We start from the raw sequence: 20,204 nt of genomic DNA on the forward strand, positions 1-20,204 counted from the left end.
TATTTCTAAAACATCGTTAACTTGTACCTATACATATTTTTATGAAGGTTATGTTAATGGCAAATATACCAGTGATCGAGGAAGAGCGACCAATGTATTTGTTAAAGAATCGGATGACTGGTTGTTGATTCACGAACATTTAAGTCCTTTGCCAAGATAGTCAGAATGAAGAGGTATCTTAAAGAAAGATTCCTCTTTTTATTGTATATTTTTTTGTCAAATGCGACATAAAAACTCCCATTCTCTTCTTCAACTAAACTGCTTCTTTAGTTCAATAAGAAAAAAAGAGTTGCCGAAGCAACCCATGTTCTTAAACTAAAGCACCCGTTAGTTTAATAAGGAGCATTCAACTTTGGTTGTTTGAAAAAACTTAGGATCAAAGTTAGACCCGTTACTATTCCAGAACTTCCAATCTATGACTTGATTATGGAGATGTACAGGGAAGTTTCGAATGCGATTGAAAAAGACCTGGGTATCAAACATGAAACACAGCAACTATTAATATTGAAGGACGGAAAAGGGATTTGGCAAGCGACCCATTATCATATCAAAAAGTCGGTTGTCAGTGATGCGATTAAGATGTATGTTTGATCGTTCACTTCCACAAACGTAAGGCAAAATTGAAAGATCCGCCACTAAAAAGTATTGTTCTCACGCTTTCCGGACGGCTCTTTCCTGAGGTCCCAACTCAACAAGTCAATGAACGATCAACACGGGGCATGACGACAACTGGGAAACTTTATGGCTGACGCTGCCAAGCATGACTCCCTTCATTCCGCTAAGACCTCGGCTGCCAATAATAGTCAGCTCCTGCCCATGATCTTTTGCGTAATCCAAAATTTGAAGAGCAGGATCACCTTTAAGATGAACTGTTTCTATATAAATTCCCTCAGGAAATGCCTTCAATAGCTCGAATTGTGCTTTCTCTAATATTTCTTTGCTTTCCTTCTCTAATTTTTTCAATACACTCTCCAAATACTCCTCTGGAACATAGGTCAAACCCATCGTTACATTTTCCTTACTAACATTTACTAATGTTAAATGTGCATTTTTGTGGCGGGCAATCTCTATAGTGGCTTCTAAAATTTTACTGTTCAATCCTGATTCGTCTATTGCGACAAGAATTTTATTAAACAAATTGTTCACTCCCTATTCAAATATATTACAGTTTGACCGAACCTACAGTGCGATCTTTGCCCGCTCCTAAACCGAAGACTAGAATAAGAACGGATGCACCGACCAAAATTAATAACGGAATCGTCCAGCTATCCGTCACGTCATGCAAATAGCCGAAAAGCGTTGGTCCTGAAGCGGCAAGCAAATATCCGACTGATTGAGCCATTCCAGACAATTCAGCAGCCTGTCCTGCGTTATCTGTACGCAATCCGAAGAACATCATAGATAAACTGAAAGCAAAGCCTCCCCCTATTCCCAAAGCGATAATCCATAACATGGTCATATTCGGACTTCCGTAAAGCAATCCAAGCGTTCCGATTAATAACAAAATCGACGTTACGATGACTAATGGACGTTGGCTGGACATACGCCCTGCAATGATTGGCACAATGAATGTAAATGGCAGCAACGCCAACTGCATAATGGAAAGCATCCAGCCCGATTGATCGGAATTGATTCCTTGTTCGACTAAAATTGCAGGCAGCCATGCGATTAGTACATAAAACACCATGGATTGAAGTCCCATAAACAAGGTCACATGCCACGCTAACCCGGAACGCCACAAATTCACATGGCTTTCTTCTGTTTGATGATGGGAAGCAGATGCTCTTTCATTGCGGCGCTTCATTTGCGGTAGCCAAAATAAAATGGATATGAAACTGAGCACTCCCCAAATGCCAAGAGCGCCCTGCCATCCATACCCTGCCCCGATTGCAATGGGGACACTAATACCAGAAGCGATTGCACCTAACAAGTTCATGGAGATGGAATAGACACCCGTCATTAAACCAATCCGTTCGGGAAACCCCTGTTTGATAAGGCTTGGTAATAATACATTGGATACAGAAATTGCCAATCCAAGAACAGCAGTACCAACGTACAATGAAGTTATCCCTGACATTGAACGCAAAGTAATTCCGAATGTAAGAAAAACGATGGAAATTAAAATGACGGTTTCCATCCCATATTTTCGTCCCAATTTAGGCACAATAGGCGAAAATAGGGCAAAAGACAGTAACGGCAATGTCGTAATCATACCTGCCATTGTATTTGAAATATGAAGATCGTCTCTAATGAAACTTACTAAAGGCCCTACTGAAGTTAAAGGTGCCCGTAAGTTGGCTGCAATGAATACAATCCCAACGACAATTAACCAAACTGCCGGTTTACTGTCGATTGCTTTTGAATTTATTTCTTTACTGCTCATTATTTTCCTCCTAATTAAATTTCCAAATGTGTACCAAATAATATTTAGATTTGTAATACCATTTAAATAAAAGTATATTATAGTTTACTTTTTGTGATAATAAAACAAACTATAATATATAACGTATATCCTGTCAAACATTTCATCTTTGAATTGTTTGATTTTCCAACAAAGCAAGAAAATCAGTAAAAAAAGCCCAATATCAAACTTAACGTTGATAAAGGACTTGCTTTAATAAAAGTATTTAGACTCCATACTTCAATATAATATGGAGAACGACAACTTCGTCGGAATTGTTTTCATATGAATGTCTCCCATCGGCGGGAAAACTGATTGAATCGTATTGATTTAATAGGTGTGATTCATCATTGACCTTAATGGAAATGGTGCCCGTCATGACGGTGGCAATTTCCGTCGTATCGCGGTGATGCTTTTCAGGATGGTAGGAACTATTCGGCTGCAAGTAGGCCCGATACGTTTCCATTTCACTGCTTATGTTTTGAAATATCGGCTCAACAACCCAGTCTTTGTTATCCCCAGAGATTCTTAGCCCCTTACCTGCCCTAGATAAATCCACACTATTTTCGGTCGAGAATAAGGCCATGATCGGTACATTCAAACTTTTCGAGATTTTCCAAAGCAATCCGATTGTCGGGTTCGTCTCTCCGCGTTCAATATTTCCAAGTGTCAGTTTGCTCACGCCGGACAGCTCTGACAGATCTTCTAAACTTAACTGCTGTTCTTTACGAAGTTTTTTCAGCACCGCCCCAACTTGTAAAACGACTTGTTTCTGATCATCGGTTTCACGGTTCATATAAAGCCTCCTCTGCAATGTCATTTGAATTTGAAGTAGTTGTTTTCATTATAAAGCATTTTACCATGCAATACAGGGAGTGCGATCCGGTACATTACACTAAAAGCCCTTTGATCGAGTAATAGGTCAAACGGCTTTTAGATTGTTCCGGTGGCCGCATTACAAATTCCTTCAATTATGAATCCATAATAACGCCACCAACACTAAAACTGCCACCCCTACTATGATAGAGAAAATCTCAATGGCCTTTTTAACTTTTTCTTTGTTCTTAAGAATTTTGAAAAGGACAGTAAAAATACTGATTCCGATTGCTCTTCCAAACCGTTTAATAGGACATCATCAATATCGGTTGCGCTTATGACAAATATATATTGCACCATTTCGATAAAAGCCGAACATAGCTTTACTTTGTAAAAAGCATTCCGTTTCATATAACCTGCCCTATACTGCATAATGTAAATACCCGCAGGAATAAACATTAACACGTTACCAATCGGATTTTCAGTCATTTTTTCTCCTCAGTTATTTATATGTAATGTTTATTTTAACTCCCTTTTCGCTTCCGATTAACCATTTTCCTTCTACAAGAAACCTACACTTACTTTAAGTGTATTTTTTCACAATCCCTTAAATGTCCTTCACTAACTGACCCGATTGTTGAACACAAGTTAAACAACACTCTTCAACTAACCTGCTGCGTTAGTTTAAGTGTAACATTTCACACTTGTTCACCGAAATTTATTTTGTTTTGGACATAAAAATAGACCATCGAATTGACGGTCCTGATTATCTAAAGCACCCGTTAGTTGAATAACTAAGCTTATTTGTGATCCTCAATAGTTTCAATATCACTAAGAAAAATTAAACCATTTCTTTTTATCGTGTATCTTACGAAGTATGTCTTATCTTTCTGAATTAAATTCATTACCATTGGTCCCCTAACAATTACTTTAATCTCTTCTTGATGTCCCACTGGGGCATTGGGGTTAAATCCCTTTATCCATGCTTCATTGTTATCGTTAGAATACCCTTTTTCAGTGACAGTAAAATCAGTTACTGTTAACACAGAAAAAAAAGAATTATAAATTAAAAAAACAATCAAAAAGGCAACAGAAATTGTTATAGCCGACAATAAAATTCTTTTACTCTTCATAAAATTCCCCTTCCTTCACTATCCTGCTTCGTCAGTTGAATAAGAAAAAGCGCTTTTGAAGTAAAGAACCCGTTAGTTCTACAAAATCATTTACTTTTGTTCCGCTTTTTAAAGCGTAAAGATGAAAATTTTCTGTTGCTGGGGGTTCTGTGAAATTAGAGTTTCCCCCTGCCACTATTATGTGTATTATAGAGTTTGTATTGAAGATAACTCTTCTAAAGAACCTTTGTATTTTAAATTGATGGTAACTAATAAATCCTAATTTAGATAGTTACAAACAAGGAGGATATCCTAATGAGTAAAAAAGAAATCTTGCAAAATGGAGTCAATCAAGTTTTTTACGAAGAAGAATGGTACCCACCGATATCAGAAGCGTTAAAGAATCTTACCGCTGCACAAGCATGTTGGCAACCTGATGGAAAGGCCGCTAATACGATTTGGGAAAATGTAAACCATTTACTAACCTTTAAAGAGCGTTTACTTTCCCGCTTACATCAAGATGACACATTTGTTGTTCCACAAAATAATGATGACACGTTTGTCCAAGGTGGAGCTAATGATGAAGATGCTTGGCAAGAAACAGTGAAGCGAACGCTTCTCGTACATGATGCCTTACAATCTTCACTAACATCCCTTCAAGAAGCAGAATTAGATCAACCTTCTCCTTCTCTGCCAGTTTGGCAACAGTATCTAAATCTCCTTTTGCACGATGCTTATCATACAGGACAAATTGTACAACTTCGTAAACTACAAGGTTCATGGCCAGCTAAGCGCTCATATTTATAAACGATGCTTAAAATTGCTTGAGTTCGCACACAACAAAACGATTTAAAAACAGATATAACTGTTACATCAAAAGCCCAATTTCTCAGTATTAACATTGAGAAATTGGGCTTTTTTATTACTCCATAATAGCGTCCTTTAATAGAATACTTGATCTCAAGATAATCTTAAAGATATAAATAACGGCCCTTCTACTATTGCTCCCCTTGAACAAGAAGAAAGCCGCCACAAAATTAAAGAGAGTTGTATTATCAGCTCTCTATTTCACTAAAGCACCCGTTAGTTTAAGTACAATACTTCACAATCTTTTTTACGCCTTTATAAACTAAATTCCTGAAAAATCAAGAAAATTATTTATTTTATACTGTGAAAAATAAAAGATTTTGTTTTTGAAGTTGCTTGTTTAAACTCCCAATCTCCATAAACTTGAATCTGTGAAAAACCTGCTTTTTTTAATGATTCATAGATTGTTTCCTGTGTTCTAAATTTTAATTGCATTTTTTCATGAATAACTACTTCCCCCGTACGTGCTTTTTTCACCGTTTCATAAAACGTAAAAACATCGTCTACTAATCCCTCATATTGCGTCCAAATTTCAAGTGGTTCACCGTTCACCAAATCTGTTGCAACATCCGGTGCCGTGCCCTTTTCCCACTGTTCCCACGCCTTTGCTAATGGATTACGTGTATCAAAAATAAAGTGTCCTCCGGGTTTTAATGCTCGATACGCATCAGCAACGACATTTTCCCAACTTTCCTCTGTAAGAAACACTTGTGCAACATTCGCTGTCATAATGATAGCTTCAAACGCATTTGTTTGTAAATTTGTACTATCACCAATAATCCATATCACTTCTCCTGGATACTCTTTACTTTTCGCATATTCAATCGCTTCTTCATTCGGGTCAATAGCTGTAATCTGATAGTCTGCTTTCGCAAAATGAGTTGTCAATCTCCCTGTCCCACAGCCTAAATCAGCTATAGTTTTTACATTAATCTTCTTCAATAGTGCTAAAAAAAATTCATCGTCTTTGCCCCAGCCATTAACTTGGTCATACACTAGTGGAATCATTTATTTACCTACTTCCTAAATCATACTTGTTTGTCCCCAACATGAATCCTTCTTTCGTTCCCAGACCACGTTGTAAAACCTATACGAACTAACTATTGCTTTGAAAAGAGAAACTATATCTACTTTTCAATCACCTTTGTTACCTGTTTCATATTAATCAATCCTTTGTAAATAAAGTCACTCTTATTATATCTTAATTTTCTAAAATAATAATCTATTAGTGATATTAGAATATAAATGTGCCCAAAGCGTCGTTTGGTAACATTTCTTTACTTAGCGTTGTAAATCTGACGATAGTCCTTGTTGCACTAAACTGCTGCGTTAGTTTAAGTGTAACATTTCACAATGTTTCGCCGAAATCTACTTCTTATGTTTTGGTCATAAAAAAGACCATCGAAATGATGATCTTGTTTAACTAAAGCACCCGTTAGTTTAAGTGAAATACTTCACATATGAAATATATTCATTCAATCTTAGACTTGATACCAAAAAAATTTTAAAAGCAATGTCGCTTATTTTCCCATCTCCATCAACATTAACATAATCTCCTCTATAACAATTTCTGGCTCATCATGATGAATATAATGTCCACTTCGACTAGCAATTCTGTACTTGCTTGACGTTGACAGCCATTGGAATTCTGCTTGGAGTCTTTGCTCAATTTTCAGTATTTCTTGAGATGGCCATCCCTCTTCATCATTGTCAGGGAAACCTCTTGTAATAATTGAGAGAGGGAGGTTGTTTTGCTTTGAATGATCAACGATTTGCTTATAGCTTTGTATTTTATCAATCTTCTCACTATTCAACATAGGATTCTCGTAATATTCCCTATTTCCTGCAATCAGATTTTCTGGTAGAACCTTTTCATAGGCAAGTTCTTTATATTCCGGTGCAGCGTCAACCAAAACCATACCACAGATGTTCAGTGGATAAAGGCTGGCATATAATCTGGCGACCAAACCACCAAAAGAATGTCCCACCAATATATAGGGTTGCTCCACTTCAAGTGCTAGCAACAATTCGTTGAGCTCCTCGACTAGATCATAGCAAGTCGTCGGGACGGATGCGACTTGACTCCTGCCAATACCCGCCCTGTTATAGGACAAGGTTGATGTTTTTTGCGATATTCGGTCTTGGACTTTTTTCCATGTCTCATAGCTATCGTCTAACCCTGCTATGAAGATTACGCTTGGAGTACTGTTACGTGAATTATTATTGAATAGTCTGCGGTTATCACAGATATCAATTATCTTTTTATATTGTATAGTCACTATTAATCACCTAGTTCAAATATAAGCTTCACACTATTAATATTTCCATAATAATTGGATTATTATATAGTTTTGCGAACCTTTCCATTTTTTATTTTGTAACTTCAGCTGAAACCACTCCAAAAGAAATCTGTAGAATACCAATTGATAATTTGCTTACTTCCAAGTTTTTTGTCGTTTTAAACATTTCACACTGGATCGCCTAAATCTATTTGATTGTTCTGTACATATAAATAGACCATCGAATGATGGTCTTGTTCTGCTAAAGCACCCGTTAGCTGAATAAAAAAATTAAACTTATTTAACATTTTTGTTATATAGATTAAGCCCTGTAACACCTACAACTAAAGTAATAATCATTATTACATAGATTATTTCTTTAAAGTCACCACCATCTACAAAATCAATATATAACCAGAAAATTTCAATAAACAAAATAATAACCTAAGCAAAAAAAGCCGATAATACTCTCAATTTTTTTCACCCCGTTCCACTACGTAACTACTTCGACAAGATTTCAAAAATGCCTTTCTTCTTATTAAACTAACCTGCTTCGTTAGTTTAAGTGTAACATTTCACAAATGGATTTCTGAGATCTATTAGAAATTTTGAATAAAAAATAGACCATCGAAATGATGGTCTTGTTTAACTAAAGCACCCGTTAGTTGAATAAGGAACAATAACTTACAAACTAGGTTTAACGTATTCTCCTGTTGAAGCATTAAAGCCCGCATTTTTCATTTTTTCTGGTCACTATTCCAACCTATCACTACATTAGGTTAATATTTCTCTCTGTGTCTTTTCTAAGCATAAAATAATAACCTTTTGCCCAATCTTTACCAGGATAAATACTTCCCATTTTCAGTGCTTTTTAAGCAACTCTGGTGAATCATACTTAATATCTTTCATTTGTATAAACTCTTTTTTGGGATAAGGAGAATCACCATGCGCTGTTATATCTTTTTCTTCTTCAATTTTTCCCTTATAAATGAGTACCAAAAAATACTTATTAGTATTTGGTACTCCAAAGTTGATATTCCAATATTTTCTTTTTCCGTTGCTTCCAATTGACTTCTCAGCCTTATCTTCTTAGTCTATATTTACCGCTTGTAATAATTGTGCATTTTTATGAAATAAATAATAAATTATTCTAATATGAGCCACTCTTTGAAAAACTCCGTATGATCTTCCTGATGGTACTCATTGAAGAATTCTACAAAGGTCTCAGTATCCACATATTGATATTTAAATTCATTAAAATAAGCTGTTAAAAATTTAATTGTTTCTTCATGCCCGCCCTGCTCTTTAAAGAAATCTCGTAATGTTGCTGGAATTTTCCCATATAGTAACGGACCATGATCCGTACCAAACTCCGTAACTGGAATATTAGCAATTTCCTGTTGAATTTTTGTTTCAGCAAAATTATTTATTTCATGAAATCCTAATTTTTCGCCCAACTGACTGGAATCATATCTTAATGTACGGTATGTTCCCTCCAATAGTGCCGTTAAACTCTCATCTAACCAAGATTCTTCATAAGGATCACTGGAAACCATGAAATAAAACCATTGATGAGCAATTTCATGAATTAATACTCTTTCATGTCTCCCTGGTTGAGCCCATACTTCTACAATATTTGGGTATTCCATTCCTGAATTATTTGCAACAACGTCTAACTCTTTAGTCGGATTATTCCCAATATTTTTTTCCATAAATAAAAACGCTCTTTGAGCATCCATAATCATTTGGTGTAAAGTATCTGGAACATCATAAGGATAAAAGTATCTGATCGTTGTATCATTTGCTTTCAGTGTCTCACTAATCCATTCTTCCGGATCTAAAAATGCTATATAAAAATCTTTAATATTTGCTCCTTGTGTCTTTCCACTAATGGTAGGCTTGGGTTCACCATCTTCTCCCGAGCTGGCAACCAAGTACTCTCTAGCTAACTCATAAGTAATCTCATAGTCTCCATACCCTGTATCATAGAATTCACCCACATGGTAATAAGGATGTAGATCCCATTTGTCCGTATACCTACCTAGCATTGGATACCATAATGCTAAATAGAAATTGTTGTCTATTCTCGACAGTCGTTGCCCTTTTAATGGCGGCTTTATTAAATATTCTACTGTTAAAATTGTTTTTTCACCTGGTTGAACATCAGATTTTGGAGTAACATATAGCATGGTATTGTTCAATTTATATGATAATTCTTCGCCATCTTTGCTTCTAATAGAAGTAATCTCTGCTTCACCTATAGATGAAAGCATAAAGTATTTGTTCTCTACCGTCATAACATTCGGGATAAAATAAAAGCCGATATCCTCCCATACACTTTTGGATTCATTCGTAACTTCAATCTCCGCAGATATGTGGAAACGTAAATCCTCCGCCTGGCAGATATCTATTTTGTAATTTCCCCTAGAGCCTGGAAGTACTGAAACAGATACCTCTTTTACTTTTTTAGCAGGTGGTTTTTCTTGTGCTTTAACTTCGGGTTCTACTACATCTATTTTAGATTCTTTCTCTAATATAAAGTAACCTCCAACCCCTAAAAAGATTGCAGCCGTACATATAGCAATGAATGCTTTTATTTTCACTATCTCATCTCCTTTCCTCTACATTCTATCTATTTCAAAAATATCCTTTATTTTGTAAATTAATTGAGTCTGGTAACGAGATATTAATCTATCACCACAATTTTGATATCACTCGAAAATGGTTACACTCAAAGGGCATAGTGTTTATACCCATCCCCTACAAACAATCCAACAGGTTATAGGTGTATGTTCATAGCATATTCTTACAATTACTTAACATAAACATGATTGGTTAAAAAAACACCACTACCATAGCGATAGGGTGTAAACCTATAACATTTCACAATGGAACGCCGAAATCTATTTGATTTTTTAGACATAAAAATAGACCAACGAAATGATGGTCTTGTTTAACTAAAGCTACCGTTACTTGAAGTACATTATTTCAATTCTAACAATAAGCACTCCAAAAACTATCTAAAAAAATTTTTAATTGCATCAATGCGTATTTTATGATTACAATCTTCGCAACAAAATATCTTATTACTATTTTCCTTAAATTGTTTATAAACTAGTGAACCTTCGTATACTCTGAATATTTTCTTACAACTATAACAAAGTACCTCATAGTAAATCATTGTTCTCCCCTTGCTTCCTAGTTGATTTATCGAATAAAAAAGCTAGATCAAATTTACCCTATCTAGACCTTTTAAAAAGTTTCCTTTGTTTCATATAATCAATAGCCTTAGTTTTATTTATTTGTTTAGAAACATATATTGCTTCGTTTAAATCTCTATAATAGCTATTTAATCTTTCTTCTAGAAGAATACCAACAGAAATTGCTTTTTTAACTGCACAGTCAGTCTCGTTTGTATGAGTGCAGTCAGGAAACTTACAACTCTGGGATAATTCTAAAATATATCTTCATATCCATTATCAGTTTTTCTCCATAGTCTACTATTTCAAATACTTTTTTATTTAACTTCATAAGCTAACCTTAAAGTAATCTTATGGAATCTTCTTGTTCAACTAAAGCACCCGTTAGCTTAAGTGAATAAATTCACAAACTTGTTTTATTACATCTTATAAAAAGTGCTCCCAAAATCGATTAGAAAACAAGGACCTTTGTGATCCTTGTTTGGGTTTTAAACAAATCTCACTTTTATATAGAATCTTAGAATATGTCTCTTTTATCATTCTGCAAAATCATCTTTCTTGCACTCTCCAAACTATCTAGTCCTATTCTGTTTTTTACTGGTGCAAATTCGGTCTCCCTTAATACTTGTAATACAGACATGCTCTCAGCATATTGAAATATATCGAAATAAAACTTTTCGAGCTTATATCCATTCGGCTTAATAATTTTGATTGTCTGACCAATTTCATTAACTGAGGGAATAATTTTATGAGCAAAGTGATAAGGGAGTTCAACATCCATAGTTTTCTCAAGGAATGAAAGTTGAAAAAGATGAATACCTATGTTTGCATTTGTAAATTTTTCTCCCTCACTTTCTTCTTTACTCATTTCAGAGTATTCGATAACCGAAGGCTTACCTTCAGATAAGCAAAAAACTCCTACTTTCTCACTGGGTTCTCTCTTTTTCACAGATTTACTGGATACTTCTGCACCTTTTAGATCAGCAAAACCAATAAACAAGGGGTCTGCAACTTGAACAAGAGCATTGTCAATATTATTAAAAAAAACCCACTTAATACCCTTCATCTTTAAGTCCTTAAGTATCCCACTAGACTTCATTGCAGCAAATACCCCTCCGTTTCCATTAGGGGACATAGAGATTTTTGATTTACTCTCAAGAATTATTTTACCATTAGGAGTTAACGTTGGAATAAGGTCCTGTTTAAAGAAAAAAATCTGTTCCGGTTTACAATTGAAATAATCGTTTTCTTTGAAAAACTTCTTTGTTTCCAATTCATTGATAGGGCTAGTCATAATATACCAGGGAATAATAGATTTTGTTTTTTCTTCTATCTTTCGCAGTCTCTCAGCTTGTAAAGCGAAAAGCGATTGATTGGAAGATACGCCAATGCTAACGGTTCCTTTAGGTCCATCATGTCCAAGTCGAGTTCCCTGTCCTCCAGCAATGAGTACCACTGCTACTTTCTTTTCTTTTAGAAGTTTAAGTCCGTGTTCTTCATACATCTTTCTTTTAGAGTCACTAAGGCTTAGGACAGATTCATATTCGATAGGTAAAATTTTTCCTTTACTATTGTTTGGTGGAATAGAAAGTTGACTGGATGCATCTTCAATTTCTTCAAAATCAATTTCATTTATTTGATTTATTAAAGCTTCTTTCTCTTTTGGCTTTAATACATTATAAAAGGAAAGAAGATGTCCTTGTCCAAAACGATTTATTTTTTCTCTTATGTATTCCAGTCTTTCCATATCACTACTCCTTAGATTTTTTTTCCTATAAACGCCTCACACTGAATGTTATTCGTAAAAAACATATACTGAATTCCTTCTTAAACTAAACTGCCCCGTTAGTTCAATAAGAGAAAAGAGCTGCCCTAAGCAGCCCAATGATCTTTAACTAAAGCACCCGTTAGTTGAAGAAGATAAATACAAAGAGCTCACTTTTTGAATAAGTTTGGTAGAACAATTTTCCATATATCATTTTCTTTTTTTAATTCCATTAATGTTGAAGCTGTGAACCTTCCATAGCTAACCATTAATTCCACTAATAAACCATTATTATCTTCTTGTTTTACTTTGATTGAATCATAATATCTGAAATCTAAGGCTATTTCCGAGTTAGATATGTTAAGATTTTTGTAATATTTTTCTTTAAAATTATTGAAATTAGGTGACTCACCTTCAATATAAGCCAACGAATAGATTGCTTCTATATCATCGATAACTGCTGAATGAATATATATAAGTATAATCTTTTCTGGTGAAAAACCTTTTAAGTATTTTGTATCATATTCCTCAGTAAATTGTTCATATGACTTTAATTCTTCTTCCGACAAGTCGGTTAAATAAGAAAACTCTTCTTCTGAGTCAACAATTTTTGATGCTTTTTCATCTACTATGCTGATTACATCTTCCTTTTTTGTTTCATTTGTTTCTACGGAATTACTTGGCGTACAACCAGTTAATAATAATAGTGAAGTTAAAAATACAAAGAGAGGAATACTAGATTTCAAATGAACTACTCCTTTCATGCCTACCCCCAATAAACTATATATTCTGCATTTCCCTAATTATTCCTTCTTCAACTAACCTGCTGCTTTAGTTCAATAAAGAAAAAAGAGTTGCCTAAGCAACCCTATGATCTTTACTTAAGCACCCGTTAGTTAAATAAGATTACAGATACGCCCCTTCCAACCCCTATGAAATAATGCCTCACTCTAACTAACACATCAATTGATATGATTCTTTTAAAAGAACTAAAAACTCCTGATTTAGGTCATCTACACTATTGAGTCTAAAGTTATTATGAAATCTGTTTTTGGAAACTTGTTCAATTTTAGTAATCTTCTCGTGTTCAATTTGATGGTTTGTTACTAAATTAAAATCTAACCATTTCTTTTTTGGATGAACTCCTCCAAAGGAAGATTTATTCAAAAGATGAATAGAAGTCTTTTTAAATTCAATTTCAAATGGTCCTATTTCTTTCAATAAATCGAGTATTTTTGAATATATTTCATAAACATTAGATGCCTTATTTGAGAATAATTCCTCTTCTGACATATTGACATCGCCTTCTTTCTTCTTATCATATCATTATAGATTTGCCTCTTTTTACTTCATTTTACCATTATCCTTATTAAACTAACCTGCTGCGTTAGTTCAATAAGAAAAAAGAGCTGCCTAAGCAACCCCATGTTCTTTAACTAAAGCACCCGTTAGTTGAAAAACGTCATACATTAATTTTCTGTTCTTTTTCGTCTCTCTCTTTTATATATCTTTCGTACGCCTCTTTCACCCTGACATTGCTATTGGCTGGTACTACTTGTTTATGAATCTCATTAATTAAAATAAATGATCTGAAAATGACTCCGACAATAATTGCACATAAGATATAGATTCCAATAGAACCGAAGAAAACCAAGATACCTAAAAGTCCAGCTAATAGAATGGATAACAATAACTTCACAAAACTCCCCCTAAATCTGCCTATTTGTATTTCACAAAGAGCCTTCTAGCAGCTTAACTATCTTTAACTAAAGCACCCGTTAGTTGAATAACAAAATACCTTATTTCGCTTCAACAACAAAACTTGTATAATTTTTTTCATCAATAGTTATATCAATTTTCCATAACCCTAATTTGTCAAATCCGAATTTCGCTGCATTCTGTTCCTTTTCAATATTTTTTTCATGAAGTTTGACAGTTTCACCAGTTTCTTGATGTGTAGCCGTCATTTTGTATTTTTTTCCATTAAATTCTTCCGAACTATCCAAGAAGTAAACTTCATAAAGTCTTCCTTGTGTTACTGGAAACTCAGGTTCATTGCTTTCACCATTTACTTTAATAATACCAAATTTCCCTTCAGTTCCATGCAAAGTTAGATTATCGACATCGAATGTAGGACTTAGATACCAATCTCCATCATTTTCTTCTGTACACCCTAATAGTAATAAAACTAAAACAAGCAATAGAAAACTTATTCTCTTCAATCGATTAATTGAAATGTCATTTCCTCCTTTGTTTCATATTGAACAGATGATAAAAATAAACATTGAAATATTCAAGCTACCCCCTTTATGTTACCTATTTCGGCGTCCTTCCAAATATGCCTGCTTCTTCAACTAAACTGCTGCGTTAGTTTAAGTGTAACATTTCACAAACGATCGTCGAAAACTACTTGATAATCTAAAGATAAAAATAGACCATCAAAATGATGGTCTTGTTTAACTAAAGCATCCGTTAGTTGAAGAACAGAACTATTATTCCCCCGGCATAATCCCTATCACTTCTAATGTGTTCGGGTCAACAAATACAAGTGGTGCAGCAAGTGCATCTACTTTCGTAACTACAAATATTTCTTTCCCTATATATGATTCATCTAAATTTTTATATGTTTCATCAGCCGTAAATATTTTCACAGATGCGTTTTCCCATTCATTTACCGAGTTAAGTTGATTCGAATTCTTTTGTTTGAAATATTCTACTACCACATTTCTGACCTTGGTATCTATATCATTTTTTTTCACTTCGTTACCTTCTACTTCATTTTTTGTACAAGCCGTGACAAAGAGTGAAATAAAGATTAGCATAAAAAACCAGACATGTTTCGCTTTCAAAAACACACCCCCCTTTTCAATAAGTCGTTTTTGACAGTAGTTTTGTTACTCCACTGTTCAACTAAACTGCTGCGTTAGTTCAATAAGAAAAAGCTACCCTTACAGGCAGCCACATGCTTAACTAAAGCACCCGTTAGTTCCAAAAGTTTTTTTTGAAAGGTAACTTTGGTTATATCTTTTTTGAATATCCGTATTAGTATGGATGACTACAAATTGACTTAATTCACTCCCTAAAAAATTCTTGACAATATTCAGAATAATGATTACTCTGAGTTGATTAATAGTAAAGGAGAGATACATATGCAAAGAAAAACACTGATTTCTTCATTCAAATTGGAGGGCATGTTGGTTTAATAATATGATCTCCGATTTGATTCAAACCAGAATCAACTAAATCGGAGGAATTATAGTGAGCATTCAAAGTTTTTATTACACAATCACAAGTTCTAGATCATTTTTTATTCAAATGGTATTCACATTAAATGCTATTTATTATGTAACGCAAGCAGATTTAAATGCATTGCAACTGGTTCTAATCGGCACAATCATGGAAGTTTCCGTTCTATTGTTTGAAATGCCAACAGGCTTGTATGCAGATCACTATGGACGAAAACATTCTCTCGCACTGGGCACAGTTATTATTGGGTTGGCACATGTACTTGAAGGGAGTACGCCAGAATTTTGGGCGATTGCTTTAGCTTCTGCGATGTGGGGAATAGGCTGGACCTTCATAAGTGGGGCTGAACAAGCATGGATTGCGGATGAGTTAGAAGGCGAAAACTTAGACACCACGTTCCTTCGTGGTTCACAATTTTCATCTTTTGCACGTTTTGCAGGAATTGTGGCCAGTGTGGCGATTGCGACCTTTTGGTCGGTGCAAACGGCGATTATATTTGCAGGTGGCATGCTGATTGCCCTTGCAGTCTGGGCATTCATTAAGCTACCCGAAACCAAATTTGTCAAAGTAACACGTGAAAAAGGTGTCTCGGGTGTCACTCATATGGTTACCACCATCAAGGTTGGCCTATCACAGATTCGCGGGAACACTGTGCTAATTAGTATAGCAATGGTTACGTTATTATGGGGGCTTGCCAGCGAAGGATTCGACCGTTTATATGGTACCCATTTCATTACTGACTATAATTTGTCAGAAAACGAGTCCATCTATTGGTTCGGTGCTTTTTATGCGGTTGCATTTTTACTTAATATTGTCGTACTACGTTTTGTTGAGAAAAATGCGAAAGGTCGCTACGCAGATGCGCTATTACTGACAAATGCAGTGTTGACAGGAACGATGCTTATTTTCGCATGGACCGGTCATTTCTGGGTAGCTGTGGTGATGTACTGGGTGACAAGTGCACTGAGAAACGTAAACTACCCGTTAATGAGCATCATTACAAATGAACAAATTGAATCAAAAGGTCGAGCAACCACACTTTCCATGTTCGGGCAACTAGATGCTTTTGGCCAAATTGTTGGGGGTCCAATAGTAGGGTTGTTAGCATTATATACAACAATTGCAGGAGGCATCTCGGCATCTGCATTCCTGATTTTACCCGTTCTTTATTTCTTGTGGCGAATGAAGCGAAAAATGGTTCTTTCATAATTTTTCAGTACTTGGTGTGACTGAGCATCAAGTACTTTTTTATTTGACACCAGAGGTAAGCGATAAGATCTACACTGTTAGTGAAAGTAAAACAAAATATGAGAGAGTAGAGCGTCTTCTTTATTGAACTAAACTGCTGCGTTAGTTGAAGAAGAGTCTCCAATGCAACTCGCTTCTTCAATACAAGCCTAACTGATGGTTAAAAATATTAGTCTGTTCCCTAAAACCTTGGAAACAGACTCATAATATCATTATCTTCCTAGTTTATTATCAATTTCAGTTGTATTTACATTCTCCCCAAATAAATCTTTTAGTTTATTTTTGGCTTGCATTTTAATTTCATCATCCACATATAAAGCTACTTGAACTAAAGCGAATATTACAACACTTAAGTCATCAGCATATCCTACACCAACTGCTAAGTCGGGTATAATATCTAGAGGTAAAATAAAGTAACCTAAAGCCCCAACAATGGTTGCTTTAACTTTTAGTGGTACATCTGGCTTTTGAAGTGTGTAATAAAGTAATAAAACGGCGTAGACTACAGAAGTTCCAGATCTTTTAGAAAATTTTTGAACCTTAGTCCAAAACTTTTCCTCTGAGAAATGCTCTTCGTGTTGGTTTATATCTTCAGCATTCAATTTTTCTGCTTCATCTTTTAACTCAGCAACTAGTTTTTCTTCAATTTCAATTTCGTCTACTTCAACAATATTAGTTGAAGATAATTCGTCTAGATCTGTTTTCTTCTTAAATAGATTTTTAAACATAAAATCACTCCAAGGATTAGTAAATTACAAATAAGTTTCACACCATAATTATCCATTTATCATCATTTAATTTAAAACACTAGTATTTCAAATAACTAAGGTTGAAATTGTTTACATTTTGCCTTTCCTCTACTAACCTTTATAAATTATATACTTCTCAGATCAAATACTCTTGGTCTTAGTAACAAAAATGAGTAGATTCATTTCTACTTATTTCTCATTTCCTACTTATCCTTATTAACTTTTTTGTTTCTGTTTGTTTTGGAATTCAATATATCGTTTAAGTGTGAGGCGATAATGAGAGTCTTCTGGATACTCCCTATCGACAGTTGCTATCAAAGAAGGAATAAGCTCTGTTTCTCCATTATATAAACCTTTGTTAAGGATCCCGTTCCACCGACTAATATAATCATTTACAGATTTGTCTCCCAAATGATAATTCTTTCTTAAAATAATCCCCAAATTTCATACCATATCCCTACTCTCACTATTATTTACCAATATATTTATTCACTACCATCTGCTTCTTTTCCTTTAAAAGTGAGCAAGGAAATTAAGAATTAAGAACTTTACTGCGCAGTAATAGTCAAATGCGACATATGAACTCCCATTTTCTTCTTCAACTAAACTGCCCCGTTAGTTGAAGAACAATCACCCTGTCCTTTCAATCTCAGAAAAAAACAACAATTAGTCAAACTGTGCGAAAATTGGTTTTAAGCAATCGGTGAGCTTTTTGTGTATTTAGAGACGTATCGAAAGATAGATAAGGGGCATCTTCTTTAGAAATTATAATTGGACGGAGAATGCTATTATTCCATCCAAGTTGTACCAATCTCTTTTTATAAAACGTATAGTAGCTTTCTTTATGTATGGGTCCAGCATGCAAAATTCCATTAAATTTTATATTAGTCAATTCAATAATCGTACTTGATAAATCATTAACATTTACAAAAGTTCTATACACATTTGTATATGCATCAAATGGCTGATTCTCTTTTATTTTCTCGATTATTTGTATGGTTCGTTTTTCAATACCTTGATCCCCATTATTACCATAAAGTGGTCCAGTTCGAAGTATCACGTGATTTGGATGTTTATTGAGAATTAAGTTTTCTCCAGTATGTTTACCGTTCACATACTCAGCTAAAACTGCTTCTTTAGGCAATGTCCCAATTGGGTCAGATTCTTTGTAACCACCAATTCCTTCAACAAAAACTGCATCCGTTGATAGAAATATAAGTTTTGTTGCACTCTCTATTTCTGATAATAAATTTTCGAGCCCTAAATTGATTAATTGGGTTTCTTCTTCAAAACTCATTAGTGACCATATAACTACTTCTGGATTTATTTTTCTAATGACACTTCCTATTGAACGTTTGTTTGTAACATCTACTTGCATAATATTAGAGTTTTCATGTTGAAAACGTGAGGTACCAAACACTGTTAGATTTTTGTTCTCTGAAGCCAGTTGGAATAAATTCGAGCCCAAAAAGCCAGTTGCTCCTAATATAAGTATTCTCATATAACCTTCCTTTTTTTAGTTTATTTTATTATGTATTCTCCACAACTTTATTATTTTCCTTGTTGAACTAACCTGCCCCGTTAGTTGAAGAAAAAGAAGACGCCAAAGCATTTCAACGTTCTTCATGTAAAGCCCAAACAAAGAACAAGACTTAATTATTTTTCTTAAAAGCAAACATCGTTTCTAAAGTATCTGATAATATATCCTTTCGTCGTTCTATTTCATTTAACTCTTCTTTTACCTCAATAATACAGTTCAATAAAACTTCATCTGATATTTCACCTTTAATTGATTCTATCAATTGATATGCTTGTGCTTGTACTTCAAAGTTTCCATTTATCAAATGGTAAATTAGTGTTTCTAAATGTGCTGAACAATTGAATGGTTCTAGTGCGTATAATAGTGTTCCTCTAAAACCTAAAGTTTTTGGGTCATTAATAACATCTATTAACGGTTGTACCACTTCTTCGTCCCCAATATCACTTAACGTTAATGCAATGGAGTTTCTAAATAAAGCATTTTCTGTACTTTGTAAGTATTCAATAAGTAGAGGAATTGCTTGAATGTCCTTACTTCTGCTAATTTCCTCTAAAATGATTTCTGCATCATCAAACTTTTCATTTTCTATTGCCAACCTTAATGAATTATTGTCCATAATAATTATCCGAACTCCTTGTCATTTACCGTAATTAAACTTAGATTAAAATACTGTTCTTCTTCAACTAAACTCCCCCGTTAGTTCAAAAAGAAAAAAGAGTTGCCTAAGCAACCATGTGTTCTTCAACAAAAGAACCCATTAGTTGAATATGGACTACTTATTTTTTTGTTTCTAATTCATTTATTAACTTGCAAAGATAGCCAACGATATATTCTCTTTGAGTCGTTTCTTCAATGTCATTATTTTCTACAAGGTCATTAATTCCTTTATTAATAATGTCCCATAAATTTGTTCCTTCAAATATTTCATATGGATGTGTCATATAACTATAACCTCCTTGTTTATCTACTGATAGTATTTCG

General features: G+C 34.4%; 22 protein-coding genes and 2 pseudogenes. 4 read left to right on the plus strand and 20 right to left on the minus strand.

Features of this window, described 5'->3' with window-relative positions; genetic code table 11:
* Window positions 1-13 precede the first annotated feature (13 nt).
* Window positions 14-160: pseudogene (locus AM499_RS21405) on the plus strand (nuclear transport factor 2 family protein); the annotation flags it as partial.
* A gap of 200 nt (window positions 161-360) precedes the next feature.
* Entirely contained in the window at window positions 361-591 is a 231-nt protein-coding gene (locus AM499_RS13460) for a monothiol bacilliredoxin BrxC family protein (RefSeq protein ID WP_053590701.1), read from the plus strand.
* A gap of 105 nt (window positions 592-696) precedes the next feature.
* Here AM499_RS13460 and AM499_RS13465 read toward each other — a convergent pair whose 3' ends face one another.
* From AM499_RS13465 to AM499_RS13485, 5 genes are all read right to left on the minus strand, one after another.
* A complete protein-coding gene (locus tag AM499_RS13465) occupies window positions 697-1,137 on the minus strand; it encodes a universal stress protein (protein WP_053590702.1) in 441 nt (146 codons plus the stop codon).
* 25 nt (window positions 1,138-1,162) lie between these two features.
* Window positions 1,163-2,383 carry a CynX/NimT family MFS transporter gene (locus tag AM499_RS13470; protein WP_053590703.1) on the minus strand — a complete coding sequence of 407 codons (1,221 nt, stop codon included), beginning with the start codon at window positions 2,381-2,383 and terminating at the stop codon, window positions 1,163-1,165.
* 244 nt (window positions 2,384-2,627) lie between these two features.
* Window positions 2,628-3,197: a helix-turn-helix domain-containing protein gene (locus AM499_RS13475; protein WP_053590704.1), complete on the minus strand. Its 570-nt coding sequence runs from the start codon at window positions 3,195-3,197 to the stop codon at window positions 2,628-2,630.
* A gap of 221 nt (window positions 3,198-3,418) precedes the next feature.
* A complete protein-coding gene (locus tag AM499_RS13480; RefSeq protein ID WP_053590705.1) occupies window positions 3,419-3,706 on the minus strand; it encodes a VanZ family protein in 288 nt (95 codons plus the stop codon).
* Between the two features lie 311 nt (window positions 3,707-4,017).
* Window positions 4,018-4,350 carry a hypothetical protein gene (locus tag AM499_RS13485; protein ID WP_053590706.1) on the minus strand — a complete coding sequence of 111 codons (333 nt, stop codon included), beginning with the start codon at window positions 4,348-4,350 and terminating at the stop codon, window positions 4,018-4,020.
* Window positions 4,351-4,644: 294 nt separating this feature from the next.
* Between AM499_RS13485 and AM499_RS13490 the strand changes: the two genes are divergently transcribed.
* Entirely contained in the window at window positions 4,645-5,136 is a 492-nt protein-coding gene (locus AM499_RS13490; RefSeq protein WP_053590707.1) for a DinB family protein, read from the plus strand.
* Window positions 5,137-5,487: 351 nt separating this feature from the next.
* Here the strand turns inward: AM499_RS13490 and AM499_RS13495 are convergent, their stop codons facing one another.
* The 11 genes and pseudogenes from AM499_RS13495 to AM499_RS13540 all read right to left on the minus strand — a co-directional run bounded on the left by AM499_RS13495 (window position 5,488) and on the right by AM499_RS13540 (window position 15,289).
* Window positions 5,488-6,204, minus strand: a complete 717-nt coding sequence (locus tag AM499_RS13495) for a class I SAM-dependent methyltransferase (RefSeq protein ID WP_053590708.1) — start codon at window positions 6,202-6,204, stop codon at window positions 5,488-5,490.
* Between the two features lie 512 nt (window positions 6,205-6,716).
* Window positions 6,717-7,475, minus strand: coding sequence for an alpha/beta fold hydrolase (locus AM499_RS13500; protein WP_053590709.1), 759 nt, complete (start codon window positions 7,473-7,475; stop codon window positions 6,717-6,719).
* A 1,145-nt stretch (window positions 7,476-8,620) separates the two neighbouring features.
* Window positions 8,621-10,078 (minus strand): M1 family aminopeptidase, encoded by a 1,458-nt coding sequence (locus AM499_RS13510; RefSeq protein ID WP_053590710.1) that lies wholly within the window; start codon window positions 10,076-10,078, stop codon window positions 8,621-8,623.
* A 413-nt stretch (window positions 10,079-10,491) separates the two neighbouring features.
* Window positions 10,492-10,656 carry a DUF2197 domain-containing protein gene (locus tag AM499_RS22055; RefSeq protein WP_082355265.1) on the minus strand — a complete coding sequence of 55 codons (165 nt, stop codon included), beginning with the start codon at window positions 10,654-10,656 and terminating at the stop codon, window positions 10,492-10,494.
* A gap of 58 nt (window positions 10,657-10,714) precedes the next feature.
* Window positions 10,715-10,956 (minus strand): annotated as a pseudogene (locus tag AM499_RS22060) (hypothetical protein); the annotation flags it as partial.
* 236 nt (window positions 10,957-11,192) lie between these two features.
* The gene (locus tag AM499_RS13515; RefSeq protein WP_053590711.1) at window positions 11,193-12,422 is read right to left on the minus strand and encodes a UDPGP type 1 family protein; all 1,230 of its coding nucleotides are present in this window, start codon (window positions 12,420-12,422) and stop codon (window positions 11,193-11,195) included.
* A 188-nt stretch (window positions 12,423-12,610) separates the two neighbouring features.
* Window positions 12,611-13,186 carry a hypothetical protein gene (locus tag AM499_RS13520; RefSeq protein WP_156316801.1) on the minus strand — a complete coding sequence of 192 codons (576 nt, stop codon included), beginning with the start codon at window positions 13,184-13,186 and terminating at the stop codon, window positions 12,611-12,613.
* A 208-nt stretch (window positions 13,187-13,394) separates the two neighbouring features.
* Window positions 13,395-13,733 (minus strand): DUF5655 domain-containing protein, encoded by a 339-nt coding sequence (locus AM499_RS13525; RefSeq protein ID WP_053590713.1) that lies wholly within the window; start codon window positions 13,731-13,733, stop codon window positions 13,395-13,397.
* A gap of 169 nt (window positions 13,734-13,902) precedes the next feature.
* Window positions 13,903-14,139 carry a hypothetical protein gene (locus tag AM499_RS13530; RefSeq protein ID WP_053590714.1) on the minus strand — a complete coding sequence of 79 codons (237 nt, stop codon included), beginning with the start codon at window positions 14,137-14,139 and terminating at the stop codon, window positions 13,903-13,905.
* A gap of 100 nt (window positions 14,140-14,239) precedes the next feature.
* Window positions 14,240-14,641, minus strand: coding sequence for a hypothetical protein (locus AM499_RS13535; RefSeq protein ID WP_156316802.1), 402 nt, complete (start codon window positions 14,639-14,641; stop codon window positions 14,240-14,242).
* A gap of 291 nt (window positions 14,642-14,932) precedes the next feature.
* Window positions 14,933-15,289, minus strand: coding sequence for a hypothetical protein (locus tag AM499_RS13540; protein ID WP_053590716.1), 357 nt, complete (start codon window positions 15,287-15,289; stop codon window positions 14,933-14,935).
* Window positions 15,290-15,698: 409 nt separating this feature from the next.
* Here AM499_RS13540 and AM499_RS13545 point away from each other — a divergent pair, with 409 nt between their 5' ends.
* Window positions 15,699-16,895, plus strand: coding sequence for an MFS transporter (locus AM499_RS13545; protein WP_053590717.1), 1,197 nt, complete (start codon window positions 15,699-15,701; stop codon window positions 16,893-16,895).
* Between the two features lie 251 nt (window positions 16,896-17,146).
* On the opposite strand, the gene AM499_RS13550 is transcribed toward AM499_RS13545, so the two are convergent.
* From AM499_RS13550 to AM499_RS21865, 4 genes are all read right to left on the minus strand, one after another.
* Window positions 17,147-17,662: a YkvA family protein gene (locus AM499_RS13550; protein ID WP_053590718.1), complete on the minus strand. Its 516-nt coding sequence runs from the start codon at window positions 17,660-17,662 to the stop codon at window positions 17,147-17,149.
* A 691-nt stretch (window positions 17,663-18,353) separates the two neighbouring features.
* Window positions 18,354-19,184 carry a sugar nucleotide-binding protein gene (locus tag AM499_RS13560; protein ID WP_053590720.1) on the minus strand — a complete coding sequence of 277 codons (831 nt, stop codon included), beginning with the start codon at window positions 19,182-19,184 and terminating at the stop codon, window positions 18,354-18,356.
* A gap of 151 nt (window positions 19,185-19,335) precedes the next feature.
* Window positions 19,336-19,839: a HEAT repeat domain-containing protein gene (locus AM499_RS13565; RefSeq protein ID WP_053590721.1), complete on the minus strand. Its 504-nt coding sequence runs from the start codon at window positions 19,837-19,839 to the stop codon at window positions 19,336-19,338.
* 160 nt (window positions 19,840-19,999) lie between these two features.
* Complete coding sequence (locus tag AM499_RS21865) at window positions 20,000-20,164, minus strand: hypothetical protein (protein ID WP_197275558.1); 165 nt, start codon at window positions 20,162-20,164, stop codon at window positions 20,000-20,002.
* Window positions 20,165-20,204 lie beyond the last annotated feature (40 nt).

The organism is Bacillus sp. FJAT-22090 (assembly GCF_001278755.1).
Lineage (GTDB): Bacteria > Bacillota > Bacilli > Bacillales_A > Planococcaceae > Psychrobacillus.

Coding starts and splice junctions, on each gene's coding strand:
- AM499_RS13470 (WP_053590703.1), bottom strand. CDS start 2,383: ATGAGCAGTAAAGAAATAAATTCAAAAGCAATCGACAGTAAACCGGCA.
- AM499_RS13560 (WP_053590720.1), bottom strand. CDS start 19,184: ATGAGAATACTTATATTAGGAGCAACTGGCTTTTTGGGCTCGAATTTA.
- AM499_RS22055 (WP_082355265.1), bottom strand. CDS start 10,656: ATGATTTACTATGAGGTACTTTGTTATAGTTGTAAGAAAATATTCAGA.
- AM499_RS13490 (WP_053590707.1), top strand. CDS start 4,645: ATGAGTAAAAAAGAAATCTTGCAAAATGGAGTCAATCAAGTTTTTTAC.
- AM499_RS21865 (WP_197275558.1), bottom strand. CDS start 20,164: ATGACACATCCATATGAAATATTTGAAGGAACAAATTTATGGGACATT.
- AM499_RS13475 (WP_053590704.1), bottom strand. CDS start 3,197: ATGAACCGTGAAACCGATGATCAGAAACAAGTCGTTTTACAAGTTGGG.
- AM499_RS13525 (WP_053590713.1), bottom strand. CDS start 13,733: ATGTCAGAAGAGGAATTATTCTCAAATAAGGCATCTAATGTTTATGAA.
- AM499_RS13565 (WP_053590721.1), bottom strand. CDS start 19,839: ATGGACAATAATTCATTAAGGTTGGCAATAGAAAATGAAAAGTTTGAT.
- AM499_RS13515 (WP_053590711.1), bottom strand. CDS start 12,422: ATGGAAAGACTGGAATACATAAGAGAAAAAATAAATCGTTTTGGACAA.
- AM499_RS13480 (WP_053590705.1), bottom strand. CDS start 3,706: ATGACTGAAAATCCGATTGGTAACGTGTTAATGTTTATTCCTGCGGGT.
- AM499_RS13550 (WP_053590718.1), bottom strand. CDS start 17,662: ATGTTTAAAAATCTATTTAAGAAGAAAACAGATCTAGACGAATTATCT.
- AM499_RS13485 (WP_053590706.1), bottom strand. CDS start 4,350: ATGAAGAGTAAAAGAATTTTATTGTCGGCTATAACAATTTCTGTTGCC.
- AM499_RS13495 (WP_053590708.1), bottom strand. CDS start 6,204: ATGATTCCACTAGTGTATGACCAAGTTAATGGCTGGGGCAAAGACGAT.